Source organism: Sphingomonas sp. 22176 (genome assembly GCF_052045505.1).
Taxonomy (GTDB): domain Bacteria; phylum Pseudomonadota; class Alphaproteobacteria; order Sphingomonadales; family Sphingomonadaceae; genus Sphingomonas.
Window position 1 is genome coordinate 190,970 of the sequence record NZ_JBQEPL010000001.1, and the last position, 13,855, is coordinate 204,824.

15 protein-coding genes are annotated in these 13,855 nt (G+C 67.5%); 10 read left to right on the plus strand and 5 right to left on the minus strand.

The genetic code is table 11. The annotated features are described in order from the left end of the window. From ACTJKY_RS00965 to ACTJKY_RS00985, 5 genes are read right to left on the minus strand one after another with little or no spacing between them, the layout of a single operon-like run. Positions 1-309, minus strand: a complete 309-nt coding sequence (locus ACTJKY_RS00965; protein WP_093295479.1) for a hypothetical protein — start codon at positions 307-309, stop codon at positions 1-3. Next, positions 306-1,526 carry a hypothetical protein gene (locus ACTJKY_RS00970; RefSeq protein WP_440843595.1) on the minus strand — a complete coding sequence of 407 codons (1,221 nt, stop codon included), beginning with the start codon at positions 1,524-1,526 and terminating at the stop codon, positions 306-308. The genes ACTJKY_RS00965 and ACTJKY_RS00970 overlap by 4 nt, the downstream gene beginning before the upstream one ends. Further along, on the minus strand, positions 1,523-3,361 hold the full coding sequence (gene sctC, locus ACTJKY_RS00975) for a type III secretion system outer membrane ring subunit SctC (RefSeq protein WP_440843597.1): 1,839 nt from the start codon (positions 3,359-3,361) through the stop codon (positions 1,523-1,525). Before sctC ends, ACTJKY_RS00970 begins: the two co-directional genes overlap by 4 nt. Further along, positions 3,358-5,319 (minus strand): FHIPEP family type III secretion protein, encoded by a 1,962-nt coding sequence (locus tag ACTJKY_RS00980; RefSeq protein WP_440843599.1) that lies wholly within the window; start codon positions 5,317-5,319, stop codon positions 3,358-3,360. The genes sctC and ACTJKY_RS00980 overlap by 4 nt, the downstream gene beginning before the upstream one ends. Positions 5,320-5,321: 2 nt before the next feature. Further along, entirely contained in the window at positions 5,322-6,113 is a 792-nt protein-coding gene (locus ACTJKY_RS00985) for a lytic transglycosylase domain-containing protein (RefSeq protein ID WP_440843600.1), read from the minus strand. Positions 6,114-6,638: 525 nt separating this feature from the next. Here ACTJKY_RS00985 and ACTJKY_RS00990 point away from each other — a divergent pair. The 10 genes from ACTJKY_RS00990 to ACTJKY_RS01035 all read left to right on the plus strand — a co-directional run bounded on the left by ACTJKY_RS00990 (position 6,639) and on the right by ACTJKY_RS01035 (position 13,817). Continuing rightward, positions 6,639-7,796: an EscU/YscU/HrcU family type III secretion system export apparatus switch protein gene (locus tag ACTJKY_RS00990; RefSeq protein WP_440843601.1), complete on the plus strand. Its 1,158-nt coding sequence runs from the start codon at positions 6,639-6,641 to the stop codon at positions 7,794-7,796. Between the two features lie 24 nt (positions 7,797-7,820). Continuing rightward, positions 7,821-8,141, plus strand: coding sequence for a flagellar biosynthetic protein FliO (gene fliO, locus ACTJKY_RS00995; protein ID WP_440843603.1), 321 nt, complete (start codon positions 7,821-7,823; stop codon positions 8,139-8,141). Continuing rightward, positions 8,141-9,058, plus strand: a complete 918-nt coding sequence (locus ACTJKY_RS01000; RefSeq protein WP_440843605.1) for a FliM/FliN family flagellar motor C-terminal domain-containing protein — start codon at positions 8,141-8,143, stop codon at positions 9,056-9,058. Before fliO ends, ACTJKY_RS01000 begins: the two co-directional genes overlap by 1 nt. Then, the gene (gene sctR / locus ACTJKY_RS01005) at positions 9,055-9,753 is read left to right on the plus strand and encodes a type III secretion system export apparatus subunit SctR (RefSeq protein WP_121075921.1); all 699 of its coding nucleotides are present in this window, start codon (positions 9,055-9,057) and stop codon (positions 9,751-9,753) included. The genes ACTJKY_RS01000 and sctR overlap by 4 nt, the downstream gene beginning before the upstream one ends. Positions 9,754-9,765: 12 nt before the next feature. Beyond that, positions 9,766-10,032, plus strand: coding sequence for a type III secretion system export apparatus subunit SctS (gene sctS / locus ACTJKY_RS01010; RefSeq protein ID WP_019368943.1), 267 nt, complete (start codon positions 9,766-9,768; stop codon positions 10,030-10,032). Continuing rightward, positions 10,029-10,856, plus strand: a complete 828-nt coding sequence (gene sctT / locus ACTJKY_RS01015; protein WP_440843607.1) for a type III secretion system export apparatus subunit SctT — start codon at positions 10,029-10,031, stop codon at positions 10,854-10,856. The genes sctS and sctT overlap by 4 nt, the downstream gene beginning before the upstream one ends. Next, complete coding sequence (locus ACTJKY_RS01020; protein ID WP_440843609.1) at positions 10,853-11,233, plus strand: helix-turn-helix domain-containing protein; 381 nt, start codon at positions 10,853-10,855, stop codon at positions 11,231-11,233. The genes sctT and ACTJKY_RS01020 overlap by 4 nt, the downstream gene beginning before the upstream one ends. 152 nt (positions 11,234-11,385) lie before the next feature. Then, complete coding sequence (locus tag ACTJKY_RS01025) at positions 11,386-12,018, plus strand: hypothetical protein (RefSeq protein ID WP_440843610.1); 633 nt, start codon at positions 11,386-11,388, stop codon at positions 12,016-12,018. 146 nt (positions 12,019-12,164) lie between these two features. Further along, positions 12,165-12,965, plus strand: coding sequence for a DUF6683 family protein (locus ACTJKY_RS01030; protein WP_440845198.1), 801 nt, complete (start codon positions 12,165-12,167; stop codon positions 12,963-12,965). Positions 12,966-12,983: 18 nt separating this feature from the next. After that, positions 12,984-13,817, plus strand: a complete 834-nt coding sequence (locus ACTJKY_RS01035; protein WP_440843611.1) for a DUF6683 family protein — start codon at positions 12,984-12,986, stop codon at positions 13,815-13,817. The last annotated feature ends 38 nt before the right edge of the window (positions 13,818-13,855 follow it).

A 13,855-nucleotide genomic window follows, 5' to 3' on the forward strand; every position in this document is an offset into this window, starting at 1 on the left:
TCAGTTCTTCCGCGCCATGGTTTCGAGCGCCTTGGAGACGCTGTCGATTGAGCTGTGCGAGCTGTTCGCCATGAAGCTCATCCGCATCGATTCGGTGGTCAGCTGGGTGATGTCGGAGGGCTTGTCGCCGCCCTGGCTCACCACGTCGGACTGGGCGGTGATGGTGTCGGCCTGGGTGTCGAGCGCCTTGCCCCAGGCTTCGCCGAACGCCTCGAACCAGTTGCCCTTGCCGGTGCGGCTCTCGGTGGTGCCCATGTTGCCGAGCGAGGCGATCGTGCCGAGGACGGCGCTGTTGATCGGGTTGGTCATTGGGTGGTCACTCCGTTGGTGTCGCCGCCAGGGGTGGTGGAAGGTGCCGGGGACGGCGGCGTGCTGGGTCCCAGGACGAGTTCTTCGATCCGGCCGTCGCGCTCGAAGCTGGCGCGGCCGTTGCCGATGGCGACAATGCGGTGGCCGGTCGGCACCGTGGCACCGGCGAACCAGCGGGTGCCGTCGGCGGTGGTGATGTAGCCGGGGTCACCATCGACGAAGGTCGCGAGGCCGTATTCCGAGCCCGAGAAGAAATATTGCAGGTCGCGATCCCCGCGCGCGCCGTCGGTCGCGAAGTCGACGCGGGTGATGCCGGGCACGTCCTCCTTGATCAGCCGGGCGAGATCGGCCTGGCGATCGGCGGGGAGGAACTCGGCCTTCACCATCAGCGCGTTGCCGCGGCGGGGAATGGCCTCGGCATCCACCCCTTGCGCGCGCAGCAGATCGGTGGCGGCGGCGGCGAGGCCGTCCATCGTCTCGACGTCAAGCGTCGCCGGGCCGAGCTGCTCGGCGACAACCTGCCGCAGCCGCGCGAGCGCGGCGTCGTCCTTGACGATCCCGCGCACGATCGTGCCGTTGCGCGTCTCCTCGATCTTCAGGTCCCGAAAGCCGGCGGCGGCGAGCATCGCCTGTTCGCCCGCCGTGTCGTGCAGCTGGCGCGTCGCCCAACGGACAGCGGGCGGCGCAAACAGCAGGAGCAGCAGCAACGCCGCCACGGCAGCCGCATAAGCGGGCCAGGTGCGATCCAGCGCCAGCGCCCCGCGCATCGGGTAAAGCCGGGTCGCGACCCGCTCGGGGATCGCGGCGCGCTGCGGCGATAGGACGGGCGCATCGCTGGCGGCTGGCGCCACCATCGGCGCCAGCCGAATGGCATCGTCCCAGCGCGGGTCTTCCGGCTCGCCGATCGCGACGGCGACCGAACCAACGAGCATCGGCACGAACGGCGGCAGCGACGCCTGCTCGCCCGCCGCGACCGGTCGCCCAAGCAGGGTTACCTGCCCCGCCGCCACGCGGACGCAGGCCATGCCCTCGCCCAGGTCCAGCTCGAGCGACACGCCGCGCGCGGAAGGATCGCGCAGCACGATGTCGTGCTCGAACCCATGCCCGACGCGAACGAACTTGCCCCGGTGCAGCCGGTGCTCGGCGCCCGACAGGCGGCCGTTCAGCACCCGCAGCACCATCGTGCCGGGCTTTACCGGGGCGAAGGGCGCGTTCACCGGCGAGTCCTCCGGCGGCGCTTCTGATGATGATCGGCGGCGGCCTGGATCTGCTCGATCGGGATCGGGTTGGTCGCCGTCGCAGGCTGCACCGCCGCCGCCTGCTGTTCGCGACGTGAAACCACGCGCGGCGTGATCAGGAAGATGCGCTCGAAATGCTGGTCACCCTGCTTGCGCTTGCGGAAGGCCTGACCAAGCACCGGGATATCACCGGCCACCGGCACCTTCGACTTATAGTCATACGAGGTCTCGACGGTCATGCCGCCGATCAGCAGGCTCTCGCCCTGCTTCACCACCGCGCTGGTGTTGATGCTGCTCTGCTTCACCGCCGGAATGCCGTCGACCACCAGGCCGGTGGGCGAGCCGTCGAGGATCTCGATAGCCATGCGGGTGCGCAGCTCGCCGCCGTCATAGAGAATCGACGGGTTGACCCGCATCACCATGCCCGCGGTCACCGGGAACAGGTCCACCTGCCGGTCGCCGGCGACGCGGACGTAATATTGCACCTGGTTGTTGAACACGGCTGGAATGTTGTTGAGCGTGCTCAGCCGCGGCCGCGAGATCACCCGCAGCGCGCCGGTCTTCTCCAGCGCGGTGATGCGCGCGGCGAACAGGTCGAGGCCGCCGGTGAGGTATGCCGCGCCGACATTGCCGGCGGAGAAGTCGTTGGTGGGGTTGGTCGCATTGCCGCCGAACAGCGCGCCGAGGCCGCCGGTCTTGAAGCCGAAATCGAGCCCCAGTTCCTTGAGCTTGCTGGTGTCGAGCTCGAGGATCGTCGCTTCGATCTCCACCCCGCGCGGCTCGACGTCGAGCGCGCGGACGATGTCTTCGTAGACCGTCATCGATTCGGGCCGGTCGCGGATCAGCACGGCATTGTTGCTCGGATCGACCTCGACGCGCGGCCCGTTGATGTCGCGGACCGCCGCCTCGCGGACCACCACCGTGTCGAGCCCCGGCGTGCCCTGCTGGTCGAAGCTGCGTTGCGCCTCGTCGGGCGGCACGGCGTTGAGGCCGCGCCCGCCGAGCCGGGGCAGCGACTGGCGCTGGACATCGAAATTGCCGCTAGTCGAAACGGTCGAACTAGGCCGCCCGTCGCCCATCATCCCGCGCAGGATCGATCCGACGCCGGGGATGGTGATGGTGCGATCGAAGCTCTTCTGGATCGTGTCGTCGGCGCGCGCATAGCGGAGGTAGAAGATCCGCACCTCATAGGGCGAACGCGTCGTCGCGCCGCTCAGCACCTTGGATTGCAGCGGCGAACTCGTCACCGTCTGCATTGCCGCAGGGCCGAGCAGCGGCGAGACGATGGGTGCGTTGGAGGAGGTAGCAGAGGCCTGGATCACCGCCGGATTGCCCGCCGTCCCCGCCAGCTGCGCCACCCGGTCAAGGAACGCCGGCACGCCGGTGGCGCTCACCGAATTGCTCGCCGCCGAGACACGGTTGGCATCGTCGAGGATCCGCAGCTTCTGCGCATCGCGGACCACCGCCTCCGGGTCGGCGGCGTTGAAGCTGCGCGAGGTAACCTCGGCCGCCGAATAGACCCGCACCACCGCGCCGTCGTAATACGCGACGAGGTTGAACGCCTTGGCGATCTGGGTCCACACTTGGCGAGGCGTGCCGACGAACACGCCGTTCATTTTGCCGGTAACCGCCGAGCTCACCTTGGCCTTGACGCCGGCCTGGCCGAACAGATCGACGACGGCGACATCGACGCGCTGGTTGCGTGCGGTGAGCGTGATCCGCTTCTGCCCCATGGGCGGCGTCTCGGCGGGCGCGGCGACGGGGAGCAACGCGGCGCAGGCAAGCAGGGCAAGAAAGCGCGAAGCGCGGATCATAGGGAAACCTCGTCCGACATCTGGTTGGTCAGGCTCTCCGGGGCGGCGTTGATCTCGCCGACGATGTCGAGCGGCACGGCCGGGTTGAGCTCGTTGAAACTGATCACCGGCACCTCGAACAGGTCGCCCGCGATCAGCAGGCGGAGCGGCCGGCGGAGATCCTGCGCGGTGAGGATCGCCCGGGCCCCGCTGCTGGCGACCTGGGTGGACAGCAGCGCGATCAGCGCGCGCATCTGGTGCGGGTTGATCGCAAGGCGCATCTGGCCGTCGACGGGGGTGACGGTCTGCCGGATGGTCTCCTCCAGATCGGCGCCGACGATCAGCACGCGCAGCCGCCCGGCCTCGCACAGCGGCGCGATCAGGTGGCGGCGCATCGCGACGCGCACCCGCTCCGCCATCGGAATGGCTTCGCGTTCGTACTGGCCGACTTCGCCGATCGCCTCGATCGCGTCGCGGAAGTTGCGCAGCGGCACGCTCTCCTCGGCGAGCAGGCGCAGCACTTCGCCTATCCGGCCGGTGGGCACGGCGCGCACCGCTTCCTTGACGACTTCCGGATGCGTCTCGCCGAGCCGGTTGAGGTGGTCGGTGACTTCCTGCAGGCCGAGGAACAGGCCGAGATTGCGTTCGAGCAGCTGCGCCACCCGCTCCGCCGCCACATCCGGCAGCGCGCCCGCGTCGCTGGCGCCGCCACCAAGGGGAGCGTCGTGCGCGCTGAGCAGCCATTCGCCTTCGTTCAGCCGGGCATCGGGAACGACCCGCAGGTCCGGGATGGCGATGCCGGTCCGCGTCTGGAGCGCCGCTGCGGCTTCGCGCAGCCGGTCGGCCAGTGCCGCGAAGGCGGGGTGCTGCGGCGGCAGGCCGACGGCGAGGCGCAGCGGATCGACCACCGGCAGCGCCTGCGCGGCGATCAGCGTCTCGCCGGTCGCGACCGCCGTCTCGCCCGAGGCGAGCCCCAGCCGCACCCGCAGCCAGGCACCCGAGGTCGGGTGGAGGAACGCCCCGCCCAGCAGCAGCGCGCTCGCCAGCGTGAAGAAGATCAGCGTCGGGAAGCCCGGCACCAGCCCGAGCAGCATCGCGAGGCCACCGGCGATCATCAGCACATGCGGCTTGCCGGTGATCTGCCGCGCGATCGCGGGGCCGAGGTCGCTGTCGCGCTCCTCGTCCGTGGTGCGGGTGACCAGCAGGCCCGCCGCCATCGCCGAGAACAGCGCCGGCACCTGCGCGACCAGCCCGTCGCCGATCGTCAGAATGGAGAAGGTCATCGCCGCCTCGCCGGCCGACATGCCGTGGTAGAGCATCCCCACCGCCAGCCCGCCGAGCAGGTTGACCAGCACGATGATCACCGAGGCGATCGCATCGCCCTTCACGAACTTCATCGCGCCGTCGAGGCTGCCGTGGAGCTTGCTCTCCATCTCCAGCGTGCGGCGCTTCTCGCGCGCCTCGTCCTTGGAGAGGATGCCGGAGCGCAGGTCGCTGTCGATCGAGAGCTGCTTGCCCGGCATCGCGTCTAGGCTGAACCGCGCGGCGACTTCTGCAACGCGCTCCGCGCCCTTCGAAATGACGATGAACTGGACGATGGTGATGATCAGGAACACCACCAGCCCGACCACGAGATTGCCGCCCGCGACCATCTGGCCGAACTGCTGGATGATCTCGCCGCCATCGACATGCGTGAGGATCATCCGCGTCGTCGAGATGCTGATCGCCAGCCGGAACAGCGTGGAGAGCAGGAGCACCGTGGGGAAGGTCGAGAAATCCAGCGGCTTGGTGACGTACATGCAACTGAGCAGCAGCAGGATGCCCACCGTCATGTTGGTGGCGATAAACGCGTCGAGCGCCAGCGGCGGCATCGGCACGATCATCAGCAGCACGACGGTGACGACGCTGCCGACCAGCAGCATGTCGGCCACGCGCAGGGGCATGCGGCGCAGGCCGCGCAGGATCAGGGCTGGAGCCATGGTCAACGGCTCCGCGCGGCCTGTTCGGCGAGCAAGCGGCTGTACCGGCCCATCACGCCGGCCACATAGGACTGGGTCTCGCGATAGGGCGGGATGCGGTTGCCGTAGCGCCGCACCGCGCCCTCACCTGCGTTGTAGGCGGCGAGCGTCAGGTTGAAATCGTTGAACCGGCCGTGGAGCTGGCGCAGCAGCCGCGCGCCGCCATCGACATTGGCCTCGGCATTGGACGCCGACACGTTGAGCATCCGCGCCGTGCCCGGCATCAGCTGCATCAGGCCATGCGCACCCACCGGGCTGCGCGCATCCGCACGATAGCGCGATTCCTGGTCGATCACGGCATGGAGCAGCAGCGGGTCCACCCGCCGGCGCGCAGCGACCCGCTGGATCATCGCGTCATAGCGGGTGGCATAGGAGACCGGCCGCATCGACAGGATCGCCGCGTCCGAGGCAGCGGCAGCGGTCAGCGAAGCGGGCTCCTGGCGGAGCGGCGCGATCGCCGCGACCCGCAGCGTGGCAGCAGGCGCAGGCTCCGCCTCGCGGTGCTTCTTGCCCGAAACCAGCTGGAACGACGCGGCGCGATCGCCCGAGGAACCTTCCTCGGCCTCCGGCGCGATGCGCACGTCCTTCGGCATTTCGTCCGGAGTGCCCGGCGCGACGACGATGTTGCTGCACCCCTGGAGGGACTGGATCCCCGCCAAGGACGCCGCATCCGCCACCCGCAACGTTGCGGTCAGCGCACAGGGCAGTGGCGGCGGGGTCTTGTCCCGCGACCATGCCGCTTCCGGAATAAACATCGCTGCGCCGCATAGGGCCAGCGAGGACACGCAAAGAACTACTCTACACATTGCATCGCTCCCCAGCCGATGGCGCTCCTGGCCAACAGTTGTCTCAGCACGATGCCCCACAATTCCCGGCCTGCTCGTCCAGGAACACCTATAGGCTGTCGCGATTTTCTTACAATTTCAAGTCGCTATTCAGAAATATTTCAGAGTGTAACGAACGACGAGACGAGCGTATCAAGCGACGGGCTGCGGAACCTTTTCGGTTTTACGATTTACCTACATAGCTGTCAGTACGACTAATCGACGCTGAGCAACCGCCCGCCGCGAATCAGTTCGTCGCACATTGTGTAATATCAATGGCTTAGCTGATTTGTTTGGCATCCGGCACGGATTTTGCCTGTTGCATCCGGGAACCGGTTACAGGATTTTAACGATGTTGCTGCCCCGCCCCACGGGCAGACAATGTGTCGACCTGCTCGACCTGTCCGGATGCCTCGCGACTATGGTCGCACTGTCCGGCGGCAAGAGTTCAACTTCATGAGCCAAGGCAAGGACAGCGCCGACAAGAGCGAGCTCCCGACGCCGAAGCGGCTGCAAGATGCGCGCAAGAAGGGTGACGTCGCCAAGTCCAAGGATTTGGCCACGGGACTTCTTACGCTCGCCTGGCTGCTGCTGTTCGTCGGGGTCTCGGGTTATGCCGCGAGCGAGCTCGCGCGCCTCGCCACCGACGTGGTGGCGCAGGCGGCGACCGGTTCGTTCGAGCAGACCGCTCCGGCGATCGGCTGGGACGCGGCATGGACGCTGCTGCGCCTCACCTTCGCCACGCTGGTCCCCGCCGCGCTGATCGGCACCTTCGCCGAGTTCCTCCAGGTCGGCCCGATGATGACGACCGAGAAGATGAAGTTCGGGCTGGAGAAGCTGAACCCGATCGAAGGTCTGAAGCGGATGTTCGGCAAGGACGGCCTGTTCGAACTTGCCAAGACGCTGGTGAAGGCCGGGCTGATCTGCGCGATCGGCTACTTGGTCTATCAGAGCGCACTGTCCAGTTCGGGCCAGCTGATTCGCCTCGCAGCCACCTCACCGATCGACGAATCGCGCGAAGGTGCCGCGCTGAGCACGATCGGGCTCACCTATTCGCTGACGCTGCAGATGCTGGCGATGGTCGTCGCGGTGTTCCTGTTCGTCGCGGTCGCCGACCGGATCTATTCGAAGCACAGCTTCATCAAGAAGATGAAGATGAGCCGCCGGGACATCAAGCAGGAGCACAAGGAAAGCGAAGGCGATCCGCAGGTTCGCGCGCTCCGCCGCGACATGCACCAGGAATGGGCGAACCAGAACAATCTCGGCGCCACGCGCGGTGCAGCCGCGCTGCTGGTGAACCCCACCCATATCGCCATCGCGCTCAACTATGACGAGACGCACTGCCCCGTGCCGGTGATCGCCGCCAAGGGCATGGGTGAGCTCGCCGCCGCGATGCGCGCCGAGGCCGAGGAGGCCCGCGTGCCGATCGTCCGCAACGTCGCCGCCGCGCGCAGCCTGTGGGCACGCGGGGAAATCGGCGAAATCGTGCCCGAGGACATGTTCGATGCGATCGCTGCGGTGATCCTCTGGGCCGCCAAGGCGAAGAGCGGCGACGGCCCGATGCAGCACGACATGGATACCGCCACCCCGCGCCTCGCCGCGCCCCCTCGCTGAACCGACTGGAGAACGAAACGCATCATGGGAATCGGAGCCGTCCTATCCTCGATCCTCGCCATCGTCGTGGCGCTTGCCCTGGTACTGGGCATGGCCTGGGGGGTGATCTGGCTGCTGAAGAAGCTGCAGGATCGCCAGCTGGGCGTCGCCGCCAATGGCGAGAGCGACACGCCGATCCGCTTCCTTCGCTCGATGCCGCTCGGCCAGCGCGAGCGGGTGGTGCTGCTAGAGGCGCGCGGCGAGACGATGCTGGTCGGCGTCACCGCCGGATCGGTGACGCTGCTCGCGCGCTGGCCCGAAGGTCAGGCACCGGCCAAGCCGACGCCTGCGACGGTGCGCTTCTGATGGCGACCATGCTCCGCCTCGATGCGCTTGACCTGCCGAGGGTCGATCCGGCGCGCGATGCACTCGCGGGCGCGGTCGCGCGACTTCTCGAGCATGCCGGGTTTGCGGTCGAGATCATCGCGGCGCCACCGCGGGGAAGCTGGTTTCGCTGCGCCGACGGCAGCCTGTTCCGCCCCGGCGGTGCGGTGCTGCACCCGGAGCGGATCGCCGAGGCCGCCGCCGCGCTGGACGATGCCGAGCCACTGCTGCTCGCGCTGGAGCAAGCGCTGGGGCTGCAGCTCGAACCAGATGATCTCGGCAGTGTTGCCGACGACGACGCGCTCCATTTCGTCCTCAGCCGCGAAGGGCTGGACGCCGCGCTGCTCCTCCCCTGCGGCCATCCGCACGCCGCGAACTGGCGCGCCGAGGCGGACGGCCTCACGCCGCTCGCCGCGCGCCTGCCGGTGCTCGCCCACCTGCTGGTCCAAGGACCCCGGCTTGGCATCGCCGAAGCGGGCGACCTCGCTCCCGGCGATCTGGTGCTGGTCGGCGCCCGCCCCCGCGCCACGCTCGAAGCCCCACATTTCGGCCGGGCGGGTCAGCTCGACCTCGCCGCCGGCAGTTTCACCCCGCATCCCGATGGAGCGCCCATGGATTCCAGCGACGCTGCCCCCTCCCCCCGCGATTTCGCCGTGCCCCTCACCCTTCGCCTGCCCGAGCAGCGGGTCAGCGCCGCGGCGCTTGCCGATCTGCGCCCGGGCGTAGCGCTGCCGCTCGGCCCCATTTCCGAGGGGATGGCCGTCGAGCTGCTGGTCGCCGGCAGCCCGATTGCGCGCGGCGAGCTGGTCCAGCTCGGCGATCGCTTCGCGGTGCTGATCGAGTCCCGCGTCGATCTCGTCGAAGATTCGGTCCAGCAGCCGGTGGAGGTCGACGCGTGAACCTCGCCCAGTTCACCCCCGGCTCGGCGCTGATCACGGTCGTCCTGATCGCGCTCGCCCCGTTCTTCGCCGTCATGGTGACCAGCTTCACCAAGATCGCCGTCGTGCTGAGCCTAGTGCGCAATGCGCTGGGGCTGCAGCAGGTGCCGCCCAACCTCGTGCTCAACGGGCTGGCGCTGATCCTCAGCGTGTTCGTGATGTACCCGACGCTGGAGAAGATGCAGGCGGCCGCCGCGGTCCAGGGACCGGCCACCCCCACCATGCCCGGCGATCCCCCGGCGCAGGCGGAAAACCCGATCGAGAGCACCGGCGATATCTTCGCCACCGCCGATCGCGCCAAGGAGCCGCTGCGCGAATTCCTCGTCAAGCACAGCGACCCGCGCGAGCGCGCCTTCTTCCTGCGCACCCAGCAGCGGATCGGTGATCCCGGCAAGGTGAGCAGCCTGCGCGACACCGACTTCGTGATCGTCATCCCGGCGTTCGTGGTGAAGGAGCTCAAGCTCGCCTTCCAGATCGGCTTCCTGATCTTCCTGCCCTTCCTCGTCATCGACATGGTGATCGCCAACATCCTGCTGGCGATGGGCATGATGATGCTGTCCCCGGTCACCATCTCGCTGCCGTTCAAGATCCTGCTGTTCGTGCTGGTCGATGGCTGGGTGAAGCTGAGCCACGGGCTGGTGCTGTCCTATGCGTAAGAGCGCCCGACCATGAGCGACGACCTGGTCGCCGTCACCACGCAGGGGCTGTGGCTGGTGCTGCTGCTCTCGGCGCCACCGATCATCGCGGCGTCGGTGGTGGGGCTGCTCGTCGCGATCGTGCAGGCGGCGACCCAGCTGCAGGAACAGACGCTACAATACACGCTCAAGTTCTTCGCGATCGTGATCAGCATCTTCGTCACCGCCAGCCTGATGGCGGGCACGCTGTACAGCTATGCCGATTCGATCTTCTCGGGCCTCGCGGCGGTGGGGCGATGATCGAGGCGGTGCCCCCCGGCGTCGGCGTGCCGCTGTTCGCGGCGATGCCCTGGCTCGACCAGTTGCTGGTCGTCGCGGTCGCCTCGGCGCGCTTCGCCTTCGCCTTCGTGTTCGTGCCGGTCTTCTCGCGCGAGGTGATGCCGGGGACGGTGCGCAACAGCATCATCGTCACCTTCGGGCTGGTCGCGCTGCAGATGCAGCCGGACTTCCGCCCGAACGATCTCTCCGCGATGGGCTGGCTGAAGATGCTGCTCAAGGAAGCCGCCGCCGGCGGCGCGATCGGCTTCTTCTTCGGCACCGTGCTCTGGGCGCTGGGCGCGGCGGGCGAGATCATCGACACCAAGGTGGGCGCAACGATCGGCCAGCTGGTCGATCCGCTGAGCGGCAACACCAGCTCGCTCACCGGCATTCTGCTCAGCCGCTTCGCCGAGGTGGTGTTCGTCACCGCGGGCGGCCTCACGCTGCTCGTCGGCACGGTGATGGGCAGCTACCTGATCTGGCCGCTCGGCCCCGGCGGGCTGCAGCTCGATGCGCGCGCGCTGATGTTCTTCGAGGGCGAATTCGGCCGGCTGTTCGCGCTCGCCTTTCTGTTCGCCGCGCCGGTGCTGACCGTGCTCTACGTGATCGATCTGGCGATGGGCTTCCTCAACCGCTTCGCCCAGTCGTTCAACGTCTTCTCGATGGCGATGCCGATCAAGGCCGCCGCCGCCACCTTCGTCGTCATCCTAACGCTCCCGTTGCTCGCCCAGGCGATCCTCGCCGATCTCGGCACGCGCGAGGAGATTGCGGGCGGCGTCCTCCAGCGAACGGCCAAGCCCCAATGACCAGCGCCACCGCCCTCCGCGCGCCCTCGCCTCCTCAGAGCGATGCCGAACAGCTCGCCCAGCTCATCGCCGAGTTGCGGGCCGCCGAGCAACGCCGCGGCGCGACCACCCGCGAGATCCGGATCGGCGAGTTCACCGTGCCCGGCTGGCGGGTGCCGCTGCTCCATCTGGCGGGGCTGCAGACGCTGACCCGCAACGAAGCGGCGGTGCTCCGCTTCCTTGGCTGGGGCCGGGCGAACGGCGATATCGGCACGCTGCTCAACATGACCGAAAACACCGTGCGCACGCATATGAACAACGCGATCCGCAAGCTCGATCTCGACGGCGTTCGCGAGCTCAACAGCCTGGCAGGACTGCTCTTCCTGCCGCTCGAATGACCGCGCCCCTCCACGATTCGTTGAGCGCGCCTAAACGAATCGTGGAGCGCGCTGGGACCCGATTCGGGGCACTTTGTTCTCGTACCGGCGACACGGTGTCGGCGGCTTGGCTCCCAAGGGGAGCGCGATATCTGGATGGAAAGGAACGATCCATGGGTCTCCTGAGCGGTCTTACGCGGTCTTTGGTCAATCCGATCAGCCTGGCTTCCCTCGCGATGGGCCCGGCGGGCTGGGCATCGCTCGCAGTGCGCACGCTGGGCACGGCGATCGGCAAGGAAGTGCTGCAGCAGCTCGGCCAGCAGCTCGGCCTGCCGCAGAGCGCGATCAACCTGGTGCAGGACGGCTTCTCGATGGCGACCGGCTCTATAGGCGGCCCCGCCACAATCGCCGAAGCGGTGGCGAGCCTCGCCCAGAATTTCGACCTGTCGCCGTCGCAGCAGGGCGAACTGCAGCGCGCCGGCCAGCAGGACGTGCAGAACATGTATCAGATGCTGTCCGAGGCAGCGCAGTCCGGCAAGGAGAAGGCCGAAAGCCAGGGCAGCAACGGCAAGGGCCGCAGCTGGCTGCAGGTGATCGCCGATTCGATGGCGGAGGTCATCGACAACAAGGTTGACGAGGTGGACCGCCTCGCACAGTCGCTGGACAAGCAGGGCCAGAACAAATCCATCAAGTCCTCCAGCGACCTGCAGGTCGCCACCCAGGAATTTTCGTACATGATGAACGTGTCCAGCACCGTCATCAAAACGCTTGGGGAAGGTCTCAGCGGCATGGCTCGCAAGCAGTAATTTTCCACCCAACGACGTCGAGAGAGCGGAGTATAATCTCCGCTCTCTTGATGCATTTCAGGAGACGGCAATTGCGGTTAGTATTGGTGTTCGCACTCGCCTTCGGTGTTTCGCTGCCGCAGGTGGCGCTGGCGCAGCAAATGGGAATGGTTCCCATCCTTTCCACCGCTACGCATACCGATCCCCTGAGCATGGTCTTGAACCAGCAAACACGCGCGCAGGCAGATCGCGGGCGCCCGACCGAACCGAACATCACCGGCCGCCGGATGCAACGCGATTTGCCGCCGTCCGATATGACAGCACTGCGATACGCACCGTCAAAAGCGAGGCGTGCCACCAATCTGGCAGCCTTCGTCCAGAAGACCCGTGCCACAGACCCGAAGGGCGCCACCGATCTGCAGAAGCTGTTTGCCGAGGGCGACTTCATCGAGAAGATCGGCGCGCTTGTCGCGCCGCAGGGCCTCCACATCGACAATGTCGCAGATGCCTATGCGCTCTGGTGGATCACTGCGTGGCAGGCCGCGCACGGCAACAACGACACTCCCAGCCGTGCGGTCCTCGGCGCCGTCCGACAGCAGGCAGCGAACGCGGTCGCCGCCACGGGCGAGATTGCGCATGCGTCGGACGCTCAGAAGCAGGAGCTGGCCGAAGCGCTGTGGGTGCAGAGCGCGCTGGTCGACGGTGCGGTCGAACAGGCCAAGCGCGATCCGTCCCGCCTTCGCGCGGTCGGCGATGCGGTGCGCAAGGGCGCCAAGGGCATGGGCCTCAATCTCGACGCGATCGACCTAACCTCGCACGGCTTCGTGCCAGCCGGCGTCGGCCGAAACGACACGCTCCACCAGACACCCGGCAACGGCGGCTCGTCCCCCGCCTTTGGCGCAGTCGCACTCGCGGCGGGCGGGATGGGCGTCGGCGGCTTGCTCCTGCTCCGTCAACGCCGCGGCTGAACCTCGAAGGAAGCTCGCATGCGCCCAGTTCAATTAGCGATCGCCCTCTGCCTCGTGATGATCGCGGTGCCGAGCGTCGCGCAGGTCCAGATGGTCAGCCCGATGCTGTACGAAGGGCCGCGGATCGCGCTCCAGAGCCATGCCAATCGCTTCTCCTCCGATGCACGCGATGCGCAGCCCCGAACGCGCGCCGCAATCCCGCAAGCCGCTCTGCATTATACTCCCTCCGCCGCGCGCCGAGCCGCCAATCTCGCCCGCTTCGTCAGCAAGACCCGCGCGGTTGATCCGCGTGGCGCCGATGACCTGCAGAAACTGTTCTCGCAGGGTGATTTCATCGAGAAGATCGGCAAGCTCGTCGCCCCTCACGGGCTTCGAATCGACAACCTCGCGGACGCCTATGCGATGTGGTGGGTCACCGCTTGGGAAGCGTCGCGTGGAAGCAACGATACACCCAGTCCCGCCACGCTTGAGGCAGTACGTCGGCAAGCCGCCGACGCGGTGAGCACCACGAATGAAATCGCAGTCGCATCAGACGCCCAGAAGCAGGAACTTGCCGAAGCACTTTGGATCCAGAGCGCTCTGCTCGACGGCGCGGTCGAACAGGCTCGGCGCGATCCGTCCCGCCTGCGGGCGATCGGCGATGCGGCACGCCAGGGTGCCAAGGGCATGGGCCTCAATCTGGATGCGATCGACCTGACTTCCCAGGGCTTCGTACCCGTTGGCGTCGGTCAGAACGACGCCCCCTCTACAATGCCCAAGCGAGGCAGCGCCGCTCCATATGGCGCCCTAGCGCTGGCCGCCGGCGGCATGGGCGTCGGCGGGTTCCTGATGCTGCGCCAACGCCGCGGCTGATGCGTCGTGCGGAGCAGGAACCCAGCATGAAGAAGATC

Excerpts from the sequence above, each read along its gene's own strand:
- ACTJKY_RS00965 (WP_093295479.1), bottom strand. The coding sequence starts at position 309 with ATGACCAACCCGATCAACAGCGCCGTCCTCGGCACGATCGCCTCGCTC.
- sctT (WP_440843607.1), top strand. The coding sequence starts at position 10,029 with ATGATCGAGGCGGTGCCCCCCGGCGTCGGCGTGCCGCTGTTCGCGGCG.
- ACTJKY_RS00980 (WP_440843599.1), bottom strand. The coding sequence starts at position 5,319 with ATGGCTCCAGCCCTGATCCTGCGCGGCCTGCGCCGCATGCCCCTGCGC.
- sctS (WP_019368943.1), top strand. The coding sequence starts at position 9,766 with ATGAGCGACGACCTGGTCGCCGTCACCACGCAGGGGCTGTGGCTGGTG.
- ACTJKY_RS01025 (WP_440843610.1), top strand. The coding sequence starts at position 11,386 with ATGGGTCTCCTGAGCGGTCTTACGCGGTCTTTGGTCAATCCGATCAGC.
- ACTJKY_RS01000 (WP_440843605.1), top strand. The coding sequence starts at position 8,141 with ATGGCGACCATGCTCCGCCTCGATGCGCTTGACCTGCCGAGGGTCGAT.
- ACTJKY_RS01035 (WP_440843611.1), top strand. The coding sequence starts at position 12,984 with ATGCGCCCAGTTCAATTAGCGATCGCCCTCTGCCTCGTGATGATCGCG.
- ACTJKY_RS01020 (WP_440843609.1), top strand. The coding sequence starts at position 10,853 with ATGACCAGCGCCACCGCCCTCCGCGCGCCCTCGCCTCCTCAGAGCGAT.
- sctC (WP_440843597.1), bottom strand. The coding sequence starts at position 3,361 with ATGATCCGCGCTTCGCGCTTTCTTGCCCTGCTTGCCTGCGCCGCGTTG.
- ACTJKY_RS00990 (WP_440843601.1), top strand. The coding sequence starts at position 6,639 with ATGAGCCAAGGCAAGGACAGCGCCGACAAGAGCGAGCTCCCGACGCCG.
- ACTJKY_RS01030 (WP_440845198.1), top strand. The coding sequence starts at position 12,165 with ATGGTTCCCATCCTTTCCACCGCTACGCATACCGATCCCCTGAGCATG.
- fliO (WP_440843603.1), top strand. The coding sequence starts at position 7,821 with ATGGGAATCGGAGCCGTCCTATCCTCGATCCTCGCCATCGTCGTGGCG.
- ACTJKY_RS00985 (WP_440843600.1), bottom strand. The coding sequence starts at position 6,113 with ATGTTTATTCCGGAAGCGGCATGGTCGCGGGACAAGACCCCGCCGCCA.